At 63.8% G+C, this 21,580-nt stretch carries 21 protein-coding genes and 1 pseudogene; 17 read left to right on the top strand and 5 right to left on the bottom strand.

Features of this window, described 5'->3' with window-relative positions:
• Positions 1 to 19: 19 nt before the first annotated feature.
• A complete protein-coding gene (locus GO606_RS01230; protein ID WP_169119098.1) occupies positions 20 to 2,242 on the bottom strand; it encodes a UvrD-helicase domain-containing protein in 2,223 nt (740 codons plus the stop codon).
• Positions 2,243 to 2,572: 330 nt separating this feature from the next.
• Between GO606_RS01230 and GO606_RS01225 the strand changes: the two genes are divergently transcribed.
• From GO606_RS01225 to GO606_RS01190, 8 genes are all read left to right on the top strand, one after another.
• A complete protein-coding gene (locus GO606_RS01225) occupies positions 2,573 to 2,899 on the top strand; it encodes a hypothetical protein (RefSeq protein ID WP_169119097.1) in 327 nt (108 codons plus the stop codon).
• Positions 2,900 to 3,088: 189 nt separating this feature from the next.
• Positions 3,089 to 5,710, top strand: a complete 2,622-nt coding sequence (leuS, locus tag GO606_RS01220; RefSeq protein WP_169119096.1) for a leucine--tRNA ligase — start codon at positions 3,089 to 3,091, stop codon at positions 5,708 to 5,710.
• Between the two features lie 9 nt (positions 5,711 to 5,719).
• A complete protein-coding gene (locus GO606_RS01215) occupies positions 5,720 to 6,229 on the top strand; it encodes an LPS-assembly lipoprotein LptE (protein ID WP_169119095.1) in 510 nt (169 codons plus the stop codon).
• Positions 6,226 to 7,233, top strand: coding sequence for a DNA polymerase III subunit delta (gene holA, locus GO606_RS01210; protein ID WP_169119094.1), 1,008 nt, complete (start codon positions 6,226 to 6,228; stop codon positions 7,231 to 7,233). The genes GO606_RS01215 and holA overlap by 4 nt, the downstream gene beginning before the upstream one ends.
• Before the next feature lie 93 nt (positions 7,234 to 7,326).
• The gene (locus GO606_RS01205; protein ID WP_169119093.1) at positions 7,327 to 8,604 is read left to right on the top strand and encodes a glutamate-5-semialdehyde dehydrogenase; all 1,278 of its coding nucleotides are present in this window, start codon (positions 7,327 to 7,329) and stop codon (positions 8,602 to 8,604) included.
• 92 nt (positions 8,605 to 8,696) lie between these two features.
• On the top strand, positions 8,697 to 9,191 hold the full coding sequence (locus tag GO606_RS01200; RefSeq protein ID WP_169119092.1) for a methylated-DNA--[protein]-cysteine S-methyltransferase: 495 nt from the start codon (positions 8,697 to 8,699) through the stop codon (positions 9,189 to 9,191).
• A complete protein-coding gene (gene ybaK / locus GO606_RS01195) occupies positions 9,188 to 9,676 on the top strand; it encodes a Cys-tRNA(Pro) deacylase (protein WP_169119091.1) in 489 nt (162 codons plus the stop codon). The genes GO606_RS01200 and ybaK overlap by 4 nt, the downstream gene beginning before the upstream one ends.
• A gap of 137 nt (positions 9,677 to 9,813) precedes the next feature.
• Complete coding sequence (locus tag GO606_RS01190) at positions 9,814 to 10,182, top strand: H-NS histone family protein (protein WP_169119090.1); 369 nt, start codon at positions 9,814 to 9,816, stop codon at positions 10,180 to 10,182.
• A 42-nt stretch (positions 10,183 to 10,224) separates the two neighbouring features.
• Here GO606_RS01190 and GO606_RS01185 read toward each other — a convergent pair whose 3' ends face one another.
• The gene (locus GO606_RS01185) at positions 10,225 to 10,602 is read right to left on the bottom strand and encodes a dihydroneopterin aldolase (protein WP_011238291.1); all 378 of its coding nucleotides are present in this window, start codon (positions 10,600 to 10,602) and stop codon (positions 10,225 to 10,227) included.
• 41 nt (positions 10,603 to 10,643) lie between these two features.
• Here GO606_RS01185 and plsY point away from each other — a divergent pair, with 41 nt between their 5' ends.
• The gene (plsY, locus tag GO606_RS01180) at positions 10,644 to 11,237 is read left to right on the top strand and encodes a glycerol-3-phosphate 1-O-acyltransferase PlsY (RefSeq protein ID WP_169119089.1); all 594 of its coding nucleotides are present in this window, start codon (positions 10,644 to 10,646) and stop codon (positions 11,235 to 11,237) included.
• Between the two features lie 55 nt (positions 11,238 to 11,292).
• On the opposite strand, the pseudogene tsaD reads toward plsY, so the two are convergent.
• Positions 11,293 to 12,320 (bottom strand): annotated as a pseudogene (tsaD, locus tag GO606_RS01175) (tRNA (adenosine(37)-N6)-threonylcarbamoyltransferase complex transferase subunit TsaD).
• Between the two features lie 146 nt (positions 12,321 to 12,466).
• Between tsaD and rpmB the strand changes: the two are divergent.
• Together rpmB and rpmG are read left to right on the top strand one after the other, a co-directional pair.
• Positions 12,467 to 12,703, top strand: coding sequence for a 50S ribosomal protein L28 (gene rpmB / locus GO606_RS01170; protein WP_011238351.1), 237 nt, complete (start codon positions 12,467 to 12,469; stop codon positions 12,701 to 12,703).
• 40 nt (positions 12,704 to 12,743) lie between these two features.
• Positions 12,744 to 12,911 (top strand): 50S ribosomal protein L33, encoded by a 168-nt coding sequence (gene rpmG / locus GO606_RS01165; protein WP_053422469.1) that lies wholly within the window; start codon positions 12,744 to 12,746, stop codon positions 12,909 to 12,911.
• A gap of 137 nt (positions 12,912 to 13,048) precedes the next feature.
• On the opposite strand, the gene GO606_RS01160 is transcribed toward rpmG, so the two are convergent.
• Positions 13,049 to 13,252, bottom strand: a complete 204-nt coding sequence (locus GO606_RS01160) for a cold-shock protein (protein WP_011238349.1) — start codon at positions 13,250 to 13,252, stop codon at positions 13,049 to 13,051.
• 403 nt (positions 13,253 to 13,655) lie between these two features.
• On the opposite strand from GO606_RS01160, the gene clpS reads away from it, so the two are divergent.
• From clpS to aceA, 4 genes are all read left to right on the top strand, one after another.
• The gene (clpS, locus tag GO606_RS01155) at positions 13,656 to 13,964 is read left to right on the top strand and encodes an ATP-dependent Clp protease adapter ClpS (protein ID WP_053422617.1); all 309 of its coding nucleotides are present in this window, start codon (positions 13,656 to 13,658) and stop codon (positions 13,962 to 13,964) included.
• 2 nt (positions 13,965 to 13,966) lie between these two features.
• Entirely contained in the window at positions 13,967 to 16,240 is a 2,274-nt protein-coding gene (gene clpA / locus GO606_RS01150) for an ATP-dependent Clp protease ATP-binding subunit ClpA (RefSeq protein ID WP_169118997.1), read from the top strand.
• Positions 16,241 to 16,366: 126 nt separating this feature from the next.
• On the top strand, positions 16,367 to 16,846 hold the full coding sequence (gene rraA, locus GO606_RS01145) for a ribonuclease E activity regulator RraA (RefSeq protein WP_169118996.1): 480 nt from the start codon (positions 16,367 to 16,369) through the stop codon (positions 16,844 to 16,846).
• 369 nt (positions 16,847 to 17,215) lie between these two features.
• Positions 17,216 to 18,517 (top strand): isocitrate lyase, encoded by a 1,302-nt coding sequence (gene aceA, locus GO606_RS01140; RefSeq protein WP_169118995.1) that lies wholly within the window; start codon positions 17,216 to 17,218, stop codon positions 18,515 to 18,517.
• Between the two features lie 186 nt (positions 18,518 to 18,703).
• Here aceA and GO606_RS01135 read toward each other — a convergent pair whose 3' ends face one another.
• Positions 18,704 to 19,240: a Spy/CpxP family protein refolding chaperone gene (locus GO606_RS01135; protein ID WP_169118994.1), complete on the bottom strand. Its 537-nt coding sequence runs from the start codon at positions 19,238 to 19,240 to the stop codon at positions 18,704 to 18,706.
• 224 nt (positions 19,241 to 19,464) lie between these two features.
• On the opposite strand from GO606_RS01135, the gene GO606_RS01130 reads away from it, so the two are divergent.
• The gene (locus GO606_RS01130) at positions 19,465 to 20,223 is read left to right on the top strand and encodes a response regulator (protein WP_169118993.1); all 759 of its coding nucleotides are present in this window, start codon (positions 19,465 to 19,467) and stop codon (positions 20,221 to 20,223) included.
• Positions 20,220 to 21,566, top strand: a complete 1,347-nt coding sequence (locus GO606_RS01125) for a sensor histidine kinase (RefSeq protein WP_169118992.1) — start codon at positions 20,220 to 20,222, stop codon at positions 21,564 to 21,566. Before GO606_RS01130 ends, GO606_RS01125 begins: the two co-directional genes overlap by 4 nt.
• The last annotated feature ends 14 nt before the right edge of the window (positions 21,567 to 21,580 follow it).

Raw genomic sequence — 21,580 nt, 5'->3', positions numbered from 1 at the left:
GTATCGCGCGCAGCCGAAGTCAGGCGGGATCGAGCTTCGCCACCGCGAGCATCAGCCACTTGACGCCGGCGGCGCCGAAGTTGATCTGGACCCGGGCGTCCGCGCCGCTGCCCTCGGCGGCGACGATCACGCCCTGGCCGAACTTGGCATGGGTGACCAGCTGACCGACCCGCAAGCCGCCCAGATCGCGGCTGCGCGAAACCGGTTGTTCCGGCGCCTTCGCCACCACGCCGCCGCGCGACGGCTGATAGTAGCCGCCGAACCCGCTGCGCACCGCGCTCGTGCGCGGATTCAGCGGTGACAGCCACTTTGTGAGTCCCTCCGGAATTTCCTCGAGAAAGCGCGAACGCAGGTTGTAGCGCGTCTGCCCGTGCAGCATGCGGCTCTGCGCGAACGACAGGTAAAGCCGCTGACGGGCGCGCGTCACCGCGACGTACATCAGCCGGCGCTCCTCCTCCAGCCCTTCCGTCTCGAGGATGCTGTTCTCGTGCGGAAACAGCCCTTCCTCGAGGCCCGAAAGGAAAACCGCGTCGAACTCCAGCCCTTTTGACGAATGCACCGTCATCAACTGCACCGCGTCGCTGCCGGCCTCGGCCTGATGCTCGCCGGCCTCGAGCGACGCGTGCGCGAGAAAGTCGGCGAGCAGCGCGTGCGCCATGTCCTGCGCATCGGCCTGCACGCCTGCTTCGGCCACAAAGTTAGCCGCCGCATTGATCAGTTCGTCGAGGTTTTCGAGCCGCTCCTGGCCTTCCTTCTCGTTGCGGAAATGATTGCGCAAGCCCGAAGCATCGAGCACGTGGTCGACGAGTTCCGGTAGCGGCAGCTTCGCGGTGTCGCGCCGCAGGTCTTCGACCAGGCGCACGAACTGGGCCAGCACCGTGCCCGGCTTCCCCGCCAGATGCGGCACCGCCGCGTACAGGCTGCTGTTCCAGGTGCGCGCTGCGTCCTGCAACGCCTCGATCGACCGGGCGCCGATGCCGCGCGTCGGAAAATTGACGACGCGGCTGAACGCGGTGTCGTCGTCCGGGTTCGCGATCAGGCGCAGGTAGGCGAGCGCATGCTTGATTTCCTGCCGCTCGAAGAAACGCAGGCCACCGTAGACGCGGTAGGAGATGCCGCTGGAAAAGAGCTGGTGTTCCAGGACGCGCGACTGCGCGTTCGAGCGATACAGCAGCGCGATGCCGGAACGGCTCATGCCGTCGCGCACCAGCGACTGGATTTCGTCGACGATCCAGCGCGCCTCGTCGAGGTCACCGCAGGCCTCGAACACGCGGATCGGCTCGCCGGCGCCGCGTTCGGTCCACAGATTCTTGCCGAGACGCCCGGCGTTGTGGCGGATGATCGCGTTCGCGGCGTCGAGGATGTTGCCGTGCGAACGGTAATTCTGCTCGAGGCGAATGACGTTGCCGACGTGAAACTCGCGCTCGAAATCGCGCATGTTGCCGACGTCGGCACCCCGGAAACGATAGATCGACTGGTCGTCGTCGCCGACGCAGAACAGCTTCGCCGCCCCGTCGCGACCGGCGTCGGCAAGCAGCTTCAGCCAGCGGTACTGGAGCTTGTTCGTGTCCTGGAATTCGTCCACCAGAATGTGGCGGAAACGCTGCTGGTAATGCTTGCGGATCGGTTCATTGCGCTCCAGCAGTTCGTAAGTGCGCAGCAGCAGCTCGGCAAAATCCACGACAGACTCGCGCTGGCACTGCGACTCGTACTCGATGTAGAGCTCGACCCGGTGGCGGGTGTAATCGTCCCAGGCTTCGACGGCGTGCGGACGCAGCCCGGCTTCCTTCTGGCCATTGATGAAATGCTGCAGTTCGCGCGGCGGGAATTTCTCGTCGTCGACGTTCAGCGCCTTCAGGAGCCGCTTGATCGCGGCGAGCTGGTCGCCCGAATCGAGGATCTGGAACAGCTGTGGCAGGCCGGCGTCGCGGTGATGCGCGCGCAACAGCCGGTTGCACAGTCCGTGGAACGTACCGATCCACATGCCGCGCGCCGACCGGTTGAAGCTCAGCGGCAGCATCGCCGACAGGCGTGCGAGCAGTTCCTTTGCCGCCTTGTTCGTAAAAGTGACAGCCAGGACACCTTGCGGATCGACCTGCCCGGTCTGCACGAGCCACGCGATGCGCGTCGTCAGGACGCGGGTCTTGCCGGAACCGGCGCCCGCGAGGATCAGCGCGTGTTGCGGCGGCAAGGTAACGGCCTGGAGTTGTTCGGGATTGAGGTTGACGAGCAGGTCGGACATTCGATTTTCTCTTGGGGCACAGTCAATTTTAACCGGGACGCGGGGGAAACTCCGGCATTGCTCGCGATCGGGATCGCGACAACGTAAAAAAGCGGCACTGTTGCATCGGCACAACAACGACGTTGATTTGCCCAGAAGTATCCTCTAACTTGAAATTGTGCAACGCAGCATCCGTTTGCGTTTTATCAAGGAATCACCCACTTGAGCGGCGCAGAATTCGCGAAATTTTTATATGTTGCACCGCATTAACAGCGCCTCGAACGGTGGACTTACGAGGTCTGCCCCGGCGCACCAGCCGACAAGGCCGACAAGCTCACAGGAGAACGAATCATGAAGACACCCAAGCTCTTGCCTTGGCATGCGCGCAAAGCCGGCATCCCGATCGAACGGGCCACCACCCTGTGGCATGAAGCGGTGCGCGAGGCCACCGCGGCGACTGGGTGGGTCGGCAATGCCGAGTACTGGGGCGAGGCGATGAATGCCTTCCTCCGCCTGCTCGAAGAAGAAAAGGAGCACTTCTGCGCGCCGTGCGTCACCCCGTTCGTCCGCAGCCAGAATCGCCTCTGGCGTCTGCCGCTGACCGCGATGGAAGACGTCGTGTCGGCTGTCTCGGCCAGTTGGCAACGTTATTCGGCCCTCGCGCGCAAGGCTGCATAAGCGCTCCGATCCCTGTCCCGGCGGCAGCACCGCGACGCGTCCCGCCCCGGGGTGCCTCACGGAAAGGCTCGAGGCATCCGCGTTCCGAAAGCTTTTCCTGCCGGATTTCCCGCAATCCGGCAGGCAACCCGGGCAGTGCTGGCTTCGCGATATACTTGCGCGTTTTCCACGCACCTACGCCAGCCCCCGATGCAGGACAAATACACTCCCGCCGCAGTCGAAGCCGCCGCCCAGCAACACTGGGAAAGCACCCAGGCATTCAAAGTCGCCGAGGACGCCGGCAAGCCCAAGTATTACTGTCTGAGCATGTTCCCGTACCCGTCGGGGAAGCTGCACATGGGTCACGTGCGCAACTACACGATCGGCGACGTGCTCGCGCGCTACCATCGCATGCGCGGCTTCAACGTGCTGCAGCCGATGGGCTGGGACGCGTTCGGCATGCCGGCCGAAAATGCCGCGATCCAGAACAACGTGCCCCCGGCGAAGTGGACCTACGCCAACATCGACTACATGAAGACGCAGTTGAAGCGTCTCGGTTTCGCCATCGACTGGTCGCGCGAGCTCGCCACCTGCAAGCCGGATTACTACCGCTGGGAGCAGTGGCTGTTCACCCGCCTGTACCACAAGGGGCTGATCTACAAGAAGCTCGGCACGGTGAACTGGGACCCGGTCGACGAGACGGTGCTCGCGAACGAGCAGGTCATCGACGGTCGCGGCTGGCGCAGCGGCGCGCTCATCGAGAAGCGCGAAATTCCGATGTACTACATGAAGATCACCGCCTACGCCGATGAGCTTCTCGAAGCGCTCGACGCCCTGCCGGGCTGGCCGGAGCAGGTCAAGCTGATGCAGAAGAACTGGATCGGCCGCTCCGAAGGCGTGGAGGTGCATTTCCCGTATGAGGTGTCGACGATCGGCTCTTCCGGCGTGCTGAAGGTGTTCACGACCCGCGCTGACACGCTGCTGGGCGCGACCTACGTTGCCGTCGCCGCCGAACACCCGCTGGCGCTCCAGGCCGCGTCGAACGACCCGGAACTCGCAGCCTTCATCGACGAATGCCGGCACGGCGGCGTCGCCGAAGCCGATCTGGCGACGATGGAAAAGAAGGGCATGCCGACCGGCCTGCGCGTCGTGCACCCGCTCACCGGCGAGCATCTGCCGGTGTGGATCGCGAACTACGTGCTGATGGGCTATGGCGAAGGCGCGGTGATGGCGGTGCCGGCGCACGACGAGCGCGATTTCGCGTTCGCGACGAAGTACCGGCTGCCGATCCGGATGGTCGTGAGGTCGACGCGCGACGCGTACACGGACACGGTCGCGCCGTGGCAGGACGCGTATGCCGAGCAGGGCCGGCTGGTCAATTCCGGCAAATACGACGGCCTGCATTTCCAGGATGCTGTCGATACGATCGCCGCCGACCTCGCCGCGAAAGGCCTCGGCGCAAAACGCACGCAGTACCGCCTGCGCGACTGGGGCATCTCGCGCCAGCGCTACTGGGGCTGCCCGATCCCGATGATTCACTGCGCCGTTTGCGGCGACGTGCCGGTGCCGGACGAGCAACTGCCGGTGGTGCTGCCTGAGGACGTCGCCGTGACGGGCCGCGGTTCGCCGCTCGCGAAAATGCCCGAGTTCTACGAATGCGACTGTCCGAAGTGCGGCAAGCCGGCGAAACGCGAAACCGACACGATGGACACGTTCGTCGAATCGTCCTGGTACTTCCTGCGCTACGCTTCGGCGGACAACGGGCAGGCGATGGTCGACGAGCGGGTCAATTACTGGGCGCCGGTCGACCAGTACATCGGCGGCATCGAGCACGCGATCCTGCACCTGTTGTATTCGCGCTTCTTCACGCGGGCGATGCGCGACGAAGGACTCGTGAATGTGTCCGAACCTTTCACGAACCTGCTGACCCAGGGCATGGTCGTCGCCGAAACCTATTACCGCGACGCCGACGGCGGCAAGAAGCAGTGGATCAATCCGGCCGACGTCGAAGTCGAACGTGACGAGAAAGGCCGCATCGTCGCCGCAAAACTCACCGCCGACGGCGCGCCGGTCGTCATCGGCGGCATCGAGAAGATGGCGAAGTCGAAGAACAACGGCGTCGACCCGCAGGCCCTCGTCGATCAGTACGGCGCCGACACGGCGCGCCTGTTCATCATCTTCGCCGCGCCGCCGGACCAGCAGCTCGAATGGTCGGACTCCGGCGTCGAAGGCGCGTACCGCTTCCTGCGCCGCGTGTGGAGCTTCGGGCACGCTTTCGTCAGCGAGTTCCGTCCCCGATTGCCGGCGGAGCGCCAGCTCGACGCTGCCCGGCTGCCGGAAGCGCTCGCCGCAGTGCGTCGCGAGATCCACGCCTGCCTCAGGCAGGCCAACTACGATTTCGGCAAGCACCAGTTCAACACCGTCGTGTCGGCCGCGATGAAGATCCTCAACGCCCTCGAAAAAGCGCCGCGTGATGTCGAGGTCCCCCACGCACAGGTCGCAGAGGAAGGACTCGACATCCTGCTGCGCCTGCTCGCCCCGATCACGCCGCACTTGGCGCACGCGCTGTGGCAGGACTGCGGCTTCGCCGGCGACGTGCTGCACGCCCCCTGGCCCGAGCCTTCCGAAGACGCGCTCAGGCAGGACGAGATCGACCTCGTGCTGCAGGTCAATGGCAAGTTGCGCGGCAGCCTGCGCGTCGCCGCGGGGGCAAGCCATTCCGCCATCGAAGCGCTCGCTCTCGGTTCGGAGGCGGCGCAGAAATTCATGGAAGGCAAGCCGCCGCGCAAAGTCGTCGTCGTGCCCGGCCGCCTCGTCAACATCGTCGTCTGAGCGATGTCGATGAAGCCCTCCCTTACCCGCCGCCGCCTGATCCTGGGGTTCGGCACGCTGGCGGCCGCTACGCTGCTCGGCGGCTGCGGATTCAAGTTGCGCGGCCCGCAGCCGCTCGCGTTTTCCAGCATTTACCTCGGCGTCAGCAGGCAGTCCGACCTCGGCGCAGCGCTGCATCGGCGCATCGTCGCGAACGGCAACACCACGGTCACCGACGACCCGGCGAAAGCCGACGTCAGGCTCGAAATCCTCCGCGATCAGGCCGAGCGTGAAATCCTCACGCTCACCGGAGGCGGCAAGGTGCGCGAGTACCAGCTCCAGCGCGTCATGAGTTTCCGGCTCGTCGGCCGCAACGGCAACGAATGGGTCGCGCCGACGACGATTTCGGCGCGACGCGAATACAACTTCGACGACGCGCAGGTCCTCGCCAAGGAACAGGAAGAAGCCCTGCTGTTCCGCGACATGCAGAACGACCTCGTCGATCAGCTGATGCGCCGCCTGGCGGCCGCGAAGCCGTGAATCTGCGCCCCGAGCAGCTTTCCGCACATCTTGCAAAGCCGCTCGCCCCGCTCTACCTGCTGCACGGCAACGAGCCGCTGCTGGTGCTCGAAGCCGCCGACCTCGTGCGCGCGGCGGCGCGCCGCCAGGGCTTCGACGAGCGTGAAACGCTGGTCGTCGGGCAGGGTTTCCGGTGGGAAAGCCTGAGGGCGGCAGCTGGAAACCTGTCGTTGTTCGGTGGCTCGAAGCTGATCGACCTGCGCATTCCCGGCGGGAAGCCGGGACGCGACGGCGGCGACGCCCTTCAGCGTTATGTGCGCGACCTCGCCAGCGGTATCGTGACGCTGGTGACGCTGCCCGAGATCGACTGGGCGACGCGCAAGACCGCATGGTTCACTGCCTTGACGCAAGCCGGCGTGACGGTGGAGCTCAACGCCCCGGAACGCGAGCGCCTTGGAGAATGGATCGCGGCACGGCTGGCACGGCAAAAGCAGACGGCAAGCCCGGAAGCGCTCGCTTTCATCGCCGACCACGTCGAAGGCAATCTGCTCGCCGCGCACCAGGAAATCCTCAAGCTCGGCCTGCTCCATGCAGGAGGAAACCTCAGCCTCGAGGACGTTCAGGACGCAGTGCTGAACGTCGCCCGCTACGACATTGCCAAGCTGCGCGACGCGCTCGTCGAAGGCGACCCGGTCCGGTGCACGCGCCTCCTGGAAGGCCTGCAGGGCGAAGGCGCGGCACCGCCGCTGGTGCTGTGGGCACTCGCGAACGAAATCAGGATGCTGGCCACGCTGTGCGCCGGAAAAACCGCCGGCCAGCCGCTGGCAGCGCTGTTCAAGGCCGAACGAATCTTCGACGAACGGCGCAAGCACGCGCTAAGCAATGCGCTGGCGCGGGTTCGAATCGGCACGCTTCGCGCGGCGTTGCTGCACGCGGCGAAGATCGACCGCATCATCAAGGGGCTCGCTCCCGGCGATGTGTGGGACGAATTCCTGCAGCTGGCACTGCGGCTCGCACGACGCTGATTGGTCCGGTCGCCTCGCCGCGGGCGTGCAGACTGGCGGGGGCGAACCGATCGATGCTTTAATCCTCTTTTGCACGGCAACATCGAGAATCCGATGGACATCCACGACTACATGCAGACTCTGGGTCGCCAGGCACGCGCCGCCTCGCGCGTGCTTGCGGCCGCTTCCACGGCAGACAAGAACGCCGCGCTCGTCGCAATGGCTGCGGCCATTCGGGAACAGGCCGGGGAACTGCTCGCGGCGAATGCACGCGACCTCGACGAGGCGCGCGCCGCGGGACTCGAACCGGCGCTGATCGATCGCCTCACCCTGACTGCCAAGGGCGTCGAGGCGATGGCCGAAGGGCTCGAACAGGTCGCAGGACTGCCTGACCCGATCGGCGAGATCACCGATGTCAAGCGTCGCCCGTCCGGCATCCAGGTGGGCAAGATGCGCGTGCCGCTCGGGGTCATCGGCATCATCTACGAAGCGCGTCCCAACGTGACCGCCGATGCCGCGGCGCTGTGCCTCAAGTCCGGCAACGCCGCGATCCTGCGCGGCGGCAGGGAGGCGCTGCACTGCAACCAGGCGATCGCGCAGTGCGTCAGGGCAGGACTCGCCGCTGCCGGGTTGCCGGAAACTTCGGTACAGGTCGTCGAGACTACCGACCGCGCCGCGGTGGGCCACCTCATCACGATGCCCGAGTTCGTCGACGTCATCGTTCCGCGCGGCGGCAAAGGCCTGATCGAACGCATCTCGAAGGAAGCGAGGGTGCCGGTCATCAAGCACCTCGACGGCAACTGCCACGTCTATATCGACAACGATGCCGATGTGGCGAAAGTCGTGCCGATCGTCGAAAACGCCAAGACGCAGCGCTACGGCACCTGCAACACCGCGGAATCATTGCTCGTCGCCCGCGAGGTCGCGCCGCGCATGCTGCCGGAAATCGGCCGGATGCTCGCGAAAAAAGGCGTCGAGATGCGCGGTTGCGAGCAATCGCTGGCGATCCTGCGCGAGGCCGGCGTTGCCGCGGACAAGCTGCGGGCGGCGAGCGAGCAGGACTGGTCCGAGGAATACCTCGCCCCCGTCATCGCGGTGAAAGTGGTCGCCGGACTCGATGATGCGATCGCCCACATCAACACCTACAGCTCGGGCCATACCGAAGCGATCGTCACCGAAAACTACACCAGCGCGATGCGCTTCCTGCGCGAGGTGGACTCGTCCTCGGTAATGATCAATGCTTCGACGCGCTTCGCCGACGGCTTCGAATATGGCCTCGGGGCAGAAATCGGCATCTCGACGGACAAGATCCACGCCCGCGGCCCAGTGGGGCTCGATGGGCTGACGAGCCAGAAATGGATCGTCTTCGGCAACGGGGAAGTCCGCCGCTGAAAAGACAAACGGAGCGAGCCGGCATTGACTGTCGGCCTTCGCCGCTGCCGGTCTGCGGACCCTGAATATTCCTCCACGCTGCATCGCTGAACATGAACTCCTGCAAAACAGCTTCGTCCGTTGAGGCTTTCGCTGCAACACTCGCCGTGCCGTTCGGCGCGTTCGGCATCCGGGTTGCGGGAGGCGTCATCCACGAACTCGTCTTCCTGGCACCGGACACCCCGGCGACTCCGCCTGCCTGCACGGTCGCCGAGCGTGCCGCGACCCAGATTTACGCGTGGCTGGAAGACCCCGATCGTCCTTTCGACCTGCCCCTGGCAGCGCGCGGCACAGTGTTCCAGCGGCGAGTATGGGACGCGATCGCGGCGATCCCGCGCGGCGAGACGCGCCGGTACGCACATCTCTCGAATGCCCTCGGCAGCGCCGCGCGAGCGGTCGGCCAGGCTTGCCGGGCAAACCCCTTTCCCCTCGTGATTCCCTGCCATCGCGTCGTGTCTGCGACAGGCATCGGCGGATTTGCCGGCGCATCCGGAGGCTACCTGATTGACGCAAAGCATTGGCTTCTCGCGTTCGAGGCAAACCGGTGAGCAGGACCGAACATCACGCGCCGGAAACGCCGGCCACCCGTTTCCTCAAGCAGCATCACGTGACCTATACGACCCATCTCTACGACTACGAACCTCATGGCGGAACAAAAGTCTCCGCCCGGGAACTGGACGTCGACGAACACGCGATCGTCAAGACGCTCGTTATGGAAGATGAAAGCGGCACGCCGTTGGTCGTATTGATGCACGGCGACCGAAAAGTATCCACGAAGGAACTCGCCCGGCAAGCCGGCCGGAAACGCATCGAGCCATGCGATCCGGAAGTCGCAAATCGCCATTCGGGTTATCTCGTCGGCGGCACTTCTCCTTTCGGCATGCGAAAACGCCTGCCGGTATTCATGGAAAACTCGATCGTCGATCTTCCGCTCATCTATATCAACGGCGGTCGGCGAGGATTCCTGCTCGGGATATCTCCACAGGAAATTCTGCGAGTATTGCAACCCCGGCTCGTCAGCGCCGGAATCTAGGCCGCATTCATCCGCAACGTTTTAATTCTCCGGATTTACTGGCAAAATAATCGGTAATGACCGTGGGTATGCATTTTTGCGTTTCATCCCTGATCCATTGCCGTCATAACTAACGACCCCCGATATCTGGAGAAACCATGGACCTGGCCACTTTGTCGCTGACCGAATTGCGGCGCTTGCAATCAAAGGTAGAAACGGAAATCCGCCGGCGCAGCGATAACACGCGCCGCGAACTGATCAAGAAAATGCAGAAGATGGCAGCGGACGAAGGTCTGTCGCTCAGTGACCTTATCGGAAGCGCCCCGGCGAGCGAAGACAAGCGCAGCCCCGGCAAGCGGAAAGCGAAACCCGCGGCCAAGAAAACCAGCCCCATTCCGGCAAAGTACCGTCACCCGGAAAATCCTGCGATCAGCTGGAGCGGGCGCGGCAGGAAGCCGCACTGGGTGGTGGACTGGCTTGCCCAGGACAAGCCCCTCGTGGAACTCGAGATCGCTGCCGAAAAATAACCCGTCGTGGCGCCTCTTGAACGAGCGCGTCACGACCATTGTTCAGATTGCGGTAGCCGGGAGCGGGATCCCTTCGCGTCCACGCTGGATATACACGCCGACGCGACGCACACCTTTCTTGACGCCGATTTTTGCGATGCGGATCTTGACCCACGGTGCGCCGAATTCGTCGAATAGCAGCTTCACGACGAATTCTCCGAGCGTCTCGATCAGATTGAAATGGCGTTCGGCCAATTCCTTCCGGATTCGTTCGATCACATCCGCGTAGTTGATGGTCCCCGCAATGTCGTCATTTTCTGCAGCGGAATCCGGTACGCCGAAAGTCAGATTCAGCTCAACCGGCTGGGGCGCCGCCTTTTCACGGGGATAGATGCCAACCCAGGCCTGCACCCGCAACTCCTCGATGAAGATGAAATCCATGCTGTTTCCCGATTAGAATTCCGGCAATTCTAGGTGAAAAAATGAATTTCCTCCTGTTATTGCTCGCAGCGTACGTACTCGGCTCGACACCGTTCGCCATCGTATCGAGCCGCCTGTTCGGACTTGCGGATCCCCGCCGCTACGGTTCGGGCAACCCCGGGGCGACCAATGTCCTGCGCAGCGGCAACAAGGCCGCGGCGCTGTTGACCCTGGTCGGCGACTGCGCCAAGGGGTGGCTCGCGGTGTGGGGCGCGGCGAAGCTGGGTTTTTCCCCGGTCGAAGCAGCGCTGGCCGGGTTGGCTGCGTTTCTGGGCCATGTGTTCAGCGTGTTCCTGCGCTTCCGCGGCGGCAAGGGCGTTGCGACCGCGCTGGGCGTACTGACCGGAATCAATGCCTGGGTCGCGCTCAGCGCGCTCCTCGTGTGGCTCGCGGTGGCGATCCTCACCCGCTACTCTTCGGCGGCGGCACTGTCCGCTGCGGTGATCACGCCCATTTCCGGCGCCGTCCTGCTGGGCGCCACTCCGACGGTCGCCGTGCTCGCGCTGATCGCCGGCATTCTGGTCTGGCGCCACGCTCCGAACATACGAAAATTGATGAACGGCTCCGAAAGCAAGATCGGCGCAAGCAAGAGCTGACCCGAGGCGCAGCAGTGCACATCCTGCGCTGGCGCAATCGCCGGCCGCCGCGCGCTCACGCCCGGACGGGTGAATGCAGCTCGGCCAGAGGCCAGCGAGGAAACACCCGCACTGCCGGAGTTTCGCCCCCGCCCTGCCCGGCAGCGGCGCGCAGCGCGCCGGCGAACGCGATCATCGCGCCGTTATCGGTGCACAGTTCGGGTTCCGGGCAATACACCCGCCAGCCCTTGCGCCGCGTCGAGGCATCGAGTCGCTCGCGCAGGTGGCGATTGGCCTCACCCCGCCCGCCACAACGAGGCGAGACAACCCGGTCTGGTCGAGCGCACGCAGCGCCTTCGCGCACAGCACCTCGACCACTGCCGCCTGGAAATCCGCCGCCAGATCGGCCACATCGTCGGCCCGCCAGGTCGGTGCCGACACGACGTTGAGGACCGCGGTCTTGAGTCCGCTGAAGCTGAAATCGAGATCGCCCGAACGCAGCATCGGACGCGGCAGGCGAAAACGGCCCGTTTGCCCACGCTCGGCCAACGCGGCCAGTTGCGGCCCGCCCGGGTAGCCGAGTCCGAGGAGCTTGGCCGTCTTGTCGAACGCCTCTCCGGCCGCATCGTCCACCGACTCTCCGAGCAGGGCATATTCTCCCACCCCCGTCACCTCCATCAACTGGGTATGGCCACCGGACACGAGCAGCGCGACAAACGGAAACGCCGGCGGATCGGCAGCGAGCAACGGGGACAGCAGGTGCCCCTCGAGATGGTGAATGGGCAAAACCGGTACGGCCAGCGCCAGTCCCAGCGACTCGGCGAAGCTCGCGCCGACGAGCAGCGCACCGGCAAGCCCAGGTCCCGCTGTGTAGGCGATCGCGTCGAGTTGCGACAGCTCGCAGCCGGCCGCATCCAGCGTCTGCCTCACCAGCAGCGGCAGGCGGCGGATGTGATCGCGCGACGCCAGTTCCGGGACCACGCCCCCGTATGCGGCATGCAGCGCGATCTGCGTGTGAACGCAATGTCCGAGCAAACCGGCCGCAGTGTCGAAGATCGCCACGCCCGTTTCGTCGCACGAAGTCTCGATTCCCAATACTTTCATCACCCCACCATTTGGACGGCACGCTCGCACAGGGGCCTATTCTAACGGCCCGTCCGGCATGCACTCTATTTTGATTTCTTGCGCCCGCACGGGCTTCTGCGATACCATCCGAGGTTTTCCGAAATCCGAACTCCCTGGAGCATCGTATGGCTCGCGTCTGTCAAGTGACCGGTAAAGCACCGATGGTGGGAAACAACGTTTCCCACGCTAATAACAAAACCAAGCGCCGCTTCCTGCCGAACCTGCAAAACCGCAGGTTCTGGAGCGAATCCGAAAACCGCTGGATCCGCCTGCGCGTTTCCAATGCCGCCTTGCGCACGATCGACAAGAAGGGCATCGACGTAGTCGTCTCCGAACTTCGCGCCCGCGGCGAGAAGGTCTGACGTCTCGCCACGCAACTGAAGCAAACGTACGGAGACTCACATGGCCAAAGGCGCCCGCGAAAAAATCAAGCTGGAGTCGACCGCAGGTACCGGTCACTTCTATACGACATCCAAGAACAAGCGCACCACCCCGAACAAGCTCGAGTTCAGCAAGTACGATCCGGTCGTACGCAAGCACGTGCTGTACAAGGAAATCAAGCTGAAGTGATATGCCCGGCGGGCGATGCCCGCGCAGGGCGTTTCGCTCCCGCAAGCAGCAAGAGGCCGCCGGATCGCTCCGGCGGCCTCTTGCTTTCTGGAACCCGTCCCGCGACAGTGATTCAGCGTGCCGGATTGCCAGGACTATCAGGCCTTCTGGATGTTAGAGGCCTGTTTGCCCTTCGGACCCTGGGTAACTTCGAAGGAAACCTTCTCCCCTTCCTTCAACGTCTTGAACCCGTTCATGTTGATCGCGGAAAAATGCGCGAAGAGATCCTCGCTGCCATCGTCCGGAGTAATGAAGCCGAAGCCCTTCGAGTCATTGAACCACTTGACGGTACCAGTTGCCATGTTGCCGTAATCCTTCAAAATTGCTTAAAACGATGCAGGAAACCACCCCTTTAGTGCATGAATGCGTGGCAAAACGGAGCCGGTAAAGCCAAATCGGACTGCGCAAGCAGTCAAAACGTGCAGAACCACCGCGTTTAGCTTTGCATTTCGCACGATCCTGCTTTTACGCATTTGCGCGAACAGCGTCAAGAGTTTCGTAGGGGAACGGTTTTTTGCATCGCATCAATTCCCGCCCTCCTCGCGCCGCACAACCCCGCCCCCGTGAAATGAAGCTGGCCGGAGCTCCCGGGAGCCGTTCTTGCATCGCAACAGCGCTCGCATCGCTTTTTCACCGTCGCACACACCGTTTTTACTCTCCCGGCGGCATGTTGCACTCTGCCTCGACTTCATTAGAATGAACCGCATGGCCACTCAAAAGCAGGACGAGTTTTTACTCGAGGCGGAGCAAACTCGCACCAAACCGCCGCCACTTTACAAGGTGCTACTGCTCAACGACGATTTCACGCCTATGGATTTCGTCATAGTCGTGCTGCAGAAATTTTTTGGCATGGACCGCGAACGGGCGACACGGGTCATGCTCCAAGTCCACAGAGAAGGCATGGGGGTGTGCGGCGTTTTTCCGAAGGACGTCGCCGCGACCAAGGTCGAACAGGTCGTCGCCTTTGCCCGGCAGCACCAGCATCCGCTGGCGTGCGTGATGGAGGAAAATTGAGAATGATCGCGCAGGAACTTGAAGTCAGTCTGCACATGGCCTTTGTCGAGGCGCGACAGAAGCGGCACGAGTTCATCACTGTTGAACATCTGCTGCTGGCGCTGCTCGACAATCCGTCGGCCGCCGAAGTCTTGCGCGCTTGCGCCGCAAACGTCGATGAACTACGGCGGGAATTGACGACTTTCATCAACGAGCACACCCCGAGGGTCGAAGGCGCGGACGAGATCGATACGCAGCCGACGCTCGGATTCCAGCGCGTCATCCAGCGCGCGATACTGCACGTCCAGTCGTCGGGCAAGAAGGAAGTCACCGGCGCCAATGTCCTGGTCGCCATTTTCGGCGAGAAGGATTCGCACGCTGTGTACTTCCTGCAGCGGCAGAATATTTCGCGACTGGACGTCGTCAACTTCATTTCGCACGGCATTGCGAAGGCGCCCCAGCAAGGTGCGAATGCACCGGGACGCAACGAATCCGAGCAAGGCGAACAGGAGACGGAAACGGCACAACCGGGCGGCGCACTCGAAAATTACACACTGAACCTCAACCAGCAGGCACTGGTCGGCAAGATCGACCCGCTGATCGGACGCGACCGGGAGCTCGAGCGCGTCATCCAGACGCTATGCCGCCGGCGCAAGAACAACCCCTTGCTGGTCGGCGAAGCGGGTGTCGGCAAAACTGCGATTGCGGAAGGCCTGGCGCGGCGGATCATCGAAGGACGGATCCCCGAGATCCTCGAAGGCGCCCAGGTGTACGCGCTCGACATGGGCGCGCTGCTGGCGGGCACGAAGTATCGCGGCGACTTCGAGCAGCGGCTGAAAGCCGTGCTCAAGCAGCTGCGCGAAACCCAGAACGCGATTCTCTTCATCGACGAGATTCATACGCTAATTGGTGCCGGGGCGGCATCGGGGGGCACGCTTGACGCGTCGAACCTGCTCAAGCCGGCGCTGTCGTCCGGGCAACTGAAATGCATCGGTGCAACGACCTATTCGGAGTTCCGCCAGATCTTCGAAAAGGACCACGCGCTGTCACGGCGTTTCCAGAAAGTCGATGTTTCAGAGCCATCGGTAGCGGAAACGGTCGAGATCCTGAAGGGCCTCAAGAGCCGTTTCGAGGAACATCACAACGTCAAGTATTCGGCCGCCGCGCTGTCCTCTGCGGCAGAACTTTCGGCGCGTTACATCAACGATCGTCACCTGCCGGACAAGGCGATCGACGTCATCGATGAAGCCGGCGCGGCCCAGCGGATTCTGCCGAAATCGAAGCAGCGCAAGCTGATCGGCAAGGGCGAAATCGAGGATATCGTCGCGAAGATCGCACGGATACCGCCGCGCAGCGTGTCGAACGACGACAAGACTGCGCTGAGGAATCTCGAGCGCGACCTGAAGAACGTCGTGTTCGGCCAGGAAGCGGCCATCGACGCGCTGGCCAAGGCGATCAAGATGTCGCGCTCCGGCCTGGGCAATCCGGCGAAACCGATCGGCAGCTTCCTGTTCTCCGGTCCGACCGGCGTCGGCAAGACTGAAGTCGCGCGACAACTGGCGTTCACGATGGGCATCGAACTGGTGCGCTTCGACATGTCCGAATACATGGAACGCCACGCGGTCAGCCGCCTGATCGGCGCGCCGCCGGGCTATGTCGGGTTCGACCAGGGCGGGTTGCTCACGGAGGCGATCACGAAGAAGCCGCACTGCGTGCTGCTGCTCGATGAAATCGAGAAAGCGCATCCGGACATCTACAACATTCTGCTGCAGGTGATGGATCACGGCACGCTGACAGACAACAACGGCCGCCAGGCGGACTTCCGCAACGTCATCCTGATCATGACGACGAACGCGGGAGCGGAGTCGATGCAGAAGGCGGTGATCGGGTTTTCGGCCAAGCGTGAAGCGGGCGACGAGATGGCGGATATCAAGCGCATGTTCTCGCCGGAATTCCGCAACCGGCTCGATGCGACGATCTCGTTCAAGGCGCTCGACAACGAAGTCATCCTGCGCGTTGTCGACAAGTTCCTGATGCAGCTCGAGGCGCAGTTGCATGAGAAGAAAGTCGAGGCGCATTTCACCGACGAGCTGAAGGCATGGCTGGCGGGCGAAGGCTTCGATCCGATGATGGGCGCGCGCCCGATGGCTCGCCTGATCCAGGACACGATCCGGTCTGCACTGGCCGACGAGTTGCTGTTCGGCCGGTTGGCGAACGGCGGCAAGGTGACCATCGATCTGGACGCCGACGGGAAGGTCAAGCTGGTCTTCGACCAGATGGAGGCGGCGACGGCCTGAGTTACCGCACTCCGGAAAGGCGGCCTGCGGGCCGCTTTTTTGTTTTTTGCCCCGCAGTACCCCGTGTCGCCCGTGAATGGCGACGTCGCAGTACACTTTCTCCCCCCTCAAAACGAAGGAAGAAGCATGGAATTCCAGACCGCCGATCTGTGTGATGCCCACGAAAACCGCGTGAAAGTCGTCAGCCCGATGTTCCGGAGCTACGGCGGACGCGGTGCCTTTTGCGGCCGGATCACGACGCTCAAGGTGTTCGAGGACAACTCCCTGGTGCGCACCGCCCTCGAAGGGCCGGGCGAAGGCAAAGTGCTCGTCGTCGATGGCGGCGGCTCGATGCGATGCGCGCTCGTCGGCGACCAGTTGGCGCTGCTCGGCGTGAAGAATCAATGGGCCGGAGTCATCGTGTATGGCTGCATCCGCGACTCGAAGGCAATCGGCACGATGGAACTGGGGCTGTTCGCGCTCGGCACCCATCCGCTCAAGAGCATCAAGAAAGGCGCCGGAGATCGTGACATCGCGGTGACGTTCGGCGGGGTGACCTTCACTCCGGGGCATTTCATTTACGCCGACGCGGACGGCGTGGTCGTTTCGGAAACGTCGCTGCTCTGATTCATTCCGCAAGCCGGCGTACGGCTGCGCCGGCTTCAGTTACTACCGACTCTCACCGGCGCTCAACAGCGGTCCGGGCAACGGCATTTTCTGCGGCAATGCAGCAGCAATTCATTTCACAACGCCGTTTGACGTTCCACCATGCAAAATATCGGACTTAAATTCCTGAAAAACAACGCCTAAATAATTTCTTATATCTTATATAAGACCTGTTGCTGCAGAGCGAAAACCTTCCTATACTCCTCCTCACTCGACGCCGCCTCTGCAGCACGACGGCAATCGAACGGGAATGAATCCGCGGGCACATCGCCAGACGCGCGCGAGGAACGTTTCCATGCTCATAAATCGTTAGCCAACAAGGAACCTGCCATGACCCTGACCCGCGAACAGCAAATCGCCGCCATTGAAAAAGACTGGGCCGAAAACCCCCGCTGGAAAGGCATCAAGCGCAATTACACTGCCGCCGATGTCGTCCGCCTGCGCGGTTCCATCCAGCCTGAAAGCACCCTGGCGCGCGTCGGTGCAGAAAAGCTGTGGAACCTTGTGAACAACGAACCGTACGTCAATTGCCTCGGCGCGCTGACTGGCGGCCAGGCGATGCAGCAAGTCAAGGCCGGCATCAAGGCGATCTATCTGTCGGGCTGGCAGGTTGCGGCCGACAACAACTCCTACGCCGCGATGTACCCGGACCAGTCGCTGTATCCGGTGAACTCGGTGCCGACGGTGGTCGAGCGCATCAACAACGCCTTCCAGCGTGCCGACCAGATCCAGTGGTCGAAGAACATCAACAAGGGCGACAAGGGCTACGTCGACTACTTCGCCCCGATCGTTGCCGATGCCGAAGCCGGTTTCGGCGGCGTGCTGAACGCTTTCGAACTGATGAAGGCGATGATCCGCGCCGGCGCCGCGGGCGTGCACTGGGAAGACCAGCTCGCCTCGGTGAAGAAGTGCGGCCACATGGGTGGCAAGGTGCTGGTGCCGACCGCCGAAGCCGTGCAGAAGCTGCTTGCCGCCCGCCTCGCCGCGGACGTCATGGGCGTGCCGACGCTGGTGATCGCCCGTACCGACGCCGAAGCAGCCGACCTGCTGACGAGCGACTACGACGCGAACGACAAGCCGTTCCTGACCGGCGAGCGCACCGCTGAAGGCTTCTACAAGACCGCGAAGGGGCTCGAGCAGGCCATCTCCCGCGCGGTCGCCTACGCCGAATATGCCGACCTGGTGTGGTGCGAAACCGGCACGCCGGATCTGGAATTCGCGCGCAAGTTCGCCGAAGCCGTGCATGCCAAGCACCCGGGCAAGATGCTGGCCTACAACTGCTCGCCGTCGTTCAACTGGAAGAAGAACCTCGACGATGCAACGATCGCCAAGTTCCAGCGCGAACTCGGCGCGATGGGCTACAAGTACCAGTTCATCACGTTGGCCGGTATCCATTCGATGTGGTACAACATGTTCGACCTCGCCCAGGACTACGCGAAGCGCGGCATGTCGGCTTATGTCGAGAAAGTCCAGGAGCCCGAATTCGCCGCGCGCGACCGTGGCTACACCTTCGTCTCGCACCAGCAGGAAGTCGGCACGGGTTACTTCGACGAAGTGACGACGGTGATCCAGGGCGGCGCCTCGAGCGTTACCGCGCTGACCGGTTCGACCGAAGAAGAACAGTTCCACTGATCGTTTCGATTCGGCAGGCCGCCATCAGGCCTGCCCATCGCAGCAAGCCGCGTTCACAAGACGCGGCTTTTTGTTTGGGGAACGGAATCCCTCCCGCCATCCGCTTCGCGCGGGCCGCCTGTGCAAGCGCGGTCCGTCGCAATTCGCTTTCGCCTGTTCGTGGCGGCCGAGGCCGTCAGGACAAGCTCACGATGCGGGAGTCGGCGCCGGGAAACGCTCCATGCGCCCCTGCCGTTGTTGCCCGTCGCGCCGCTGGCGAGGCCCGCCGACATGAAACTGCTCGTCGAAGGTCTTTTTCTGCGGCGCGTCGAGCACGTCATAAAGCTTCGCGGCGGCCGCGTGCATTTCACGCATCGATTCGAGCCGTCTTTCGGCGAACGTCTCCATGCGCTCCATCCGTTCGAGCGCGGTCAGCGGCCGCTCTCCGGCTCGCATCGACTGCATCTGCTCGGCGGCCTTCTCCGCCCTGCTGCGCATCGCGGCGCTGAACGCCTCCCACGTCGGGCGCTGCTCCGGCCGGAGCGCGAGGGCTTCCTGCAGTTTGGCCAGACGCTGGTTCGCGCGCGCACTCATCGCTTCGGGATCCATGCGATGCTTCATGCCGTGCATGCCTCCGTGCATTCCATGCCAGCCACCGCCGCCTCCGGCAATGGCGACGGGGGCGGCGAAACCCACGGTCGCTGCGACAGCGGCGGCAACTGCGGTCTTGATCCAGGTTTTCATGATGGTTCTCCGTGTTGATCTGGAACGCCCTTTGACTCCGGGCGGCGAAACCATTTGAACACCGGGATGTAAGCCGCATTTGTCCGCAGCACGCCCGTTTGCATGAGCATGTCTCGGTGCGGGCCGGGGATACTCTGGGATACAAGATACCCCGGCTCTCCCCTTATGATTCACATCGGGGGTTCATCCGCCCCGCCCTGCTTCGACCGCCGCCAGTCCAGAACATGACCACCTCCCACGACCACATCCTCATCGTCGACGATGACAAAGAAATCCGCGGCCTGCTCGCCGACTACCTCGAAAAGCAGGGGCTGCGCTGCACCACCGCTGCCGACGGACGCGAGATGAAAGCCGCCCTCGAGCGCCACCGCGTCGACCTGATCGTGCTCGACATCATGATGCCGGGTGAGGACGGCCTGACGCTGTGCCGCAACCTGCGTGCCGGCGGCGCCCACGCAAACCTGCCGGTGCTGATACTCACCGCGCGCGGCGAAGACATGGACCGTATCGTCGGGCTGGAGATGGGCGCCGACGATTACCTGGCCAAACCGTTCGTGCCGCGCGAGCTCTACGCCCGCATCCGCGCGATCCTGCGGCGGGCCCGCGCGCTGCCGCCGAACCTCGAAGGCTCGCCCGCCGATCATGCGGGCGAGTTGCACTTTGCCGGATGGCGGCTCGATACCGCGGGCCGGCACCTGATCGACCAGGACGGCACCATCGTCCCGCTGTCGGGGGCCGAGCACCGCATGTTGATGGTGTTCCTCACCCACCCGCAGCGCGTGCTCAGCCGGGATCAGCTGATGGAATTGACGCAGGGCCGCGAAGCCGATGCGTTCGACCGCTCGATCGACCTGCTCGTCAGCCGGCTGCGCCAGCGCCTGCGCGACAACGCGCGCGAGCCCGCAATCATCAAGACGGTGCGCAACGAAGGTTACGTGCTCGCGAGCACGGTCTCCGTCGCCGAGCCGCCTGCCCACTCATGAGATATCCCTGGCCACGCACGCTGTTCGCGCGCCTGATGCTGATCTGGCTGGTTGGCATCGCGCTGGTGCTGGCGGTGAGCCTTGCGCTATTCGTCAGCGAACGGGACCGGCATGGACGCGACGTGCTGTTCGAAGGCGTCGCGCGGGAGATCGCGGCGATCGTCGACGTGCTCGACAGCCTCGCACCCGAACAGCGCGAAGACTGGATCGGGACTCTTGGCCGGCGGCGCCTGCGGCTCACGCTCGACGTTCCGCCGCCCGACGCACAGCCGCTGCCGGCGGGCTCCCCACTGCGAAAAGCACTGCATCAGGCACTGCCCGAGCGCGAGGTGACGGTCCTCGAGCGGCCGCGTGCGAACGACGGCCACCCGCACCGTCCGCAACCGCTCGCCAGCGTACGCCTCGCCGACGGCGCGCCGCTGACGGTCCGCCTGCCGGGAGCCCTGTTCGGGACCCCTCCGCCCCTGCCGCCCGGCAGTCTCGTTGCCGCCCTACTGGCGCTGATCGCCGGCGTCACGCTGCTGTCGTGGCTCGCAGTGCGCATCGCGACGCGGCCACTGTCGCGGCTCGCTGCCGCAGCCGATGCGCTCGGCGCAGATCCGAACAGCCCGCCCATCGACACCGGCGGTCCGGTCGAGGTCGCCCGTGCGGCGCACGCGTTCAACCAGATGCAGCAACGCCTGCAGCAACATGTCGGCGAGCGCACCCGGATCCTGGCTGCGATCTCGCACGACCTGCAGACGCCGATCACCCGCCTGCGGCTGCGCGCCGAGCTCGTCGAGGATGAAGCGGTGCGGGCGAAGATCCAGTCCGATCTCGACGCCATGCAGGCGCTCGCGAAGGAAGGCCTCGACTACGCGCGCAGCCTGGATGTGACCGCCGCCGCCAAGGCGATCGACCTCAACGCGCTGGTCGCGGCGCTGTGCGAGGATGCGGGCGACATGGGCTGGCAGGTGACGCTTGCAGGGCGGGCCGGGATGCCGTGCCACGCGCGCCTGGACGCGCTGCGCCGCGCGCTGTGGAACCTGATCGAAAACGGTGTGAAGTTCGGCAGCCGCGTCGACGTCACGGTCGCCGAAACGCCGGAACATTTCGAGATCCGCGTGCGCGACCACGGCCCGGGCCTGCCGGCAGCAGAACTCGAAAAAGTGTTCGAGCCCTTCTATCGTGCCGAAGCGTCGCGCAGCCGAAACACTGGCGGTACCGGCCTCGGCCTTGCCATCGCGCGTAATCTGTTGCGTGCGCAAGGGGGTGACGTTTCGCTGGCGAACCGGCGCGACGGCGGGCTCGAAGCGCTCGTGACGCTGCCCCACCCGAGCACGCGCAGCAGCGCGGCACGCTGAATGAATCTGAACGA

Source organism: Aromatoleum anaerobium (assembly GCF_012910705.2).
In the GTDB taxonomy this organism is placed as follows: Bacteria; Pseudomonadota; Gammaproteobacteria; order Burkholderiales; family Rhodocyclaceae; genus Aromatoleum; species Aromatoleum anaerobium.
Note: the sequence above shows the minus strand (reverse complement) of the source record. Positions and strands in the feature narration are given on the sequence as shown.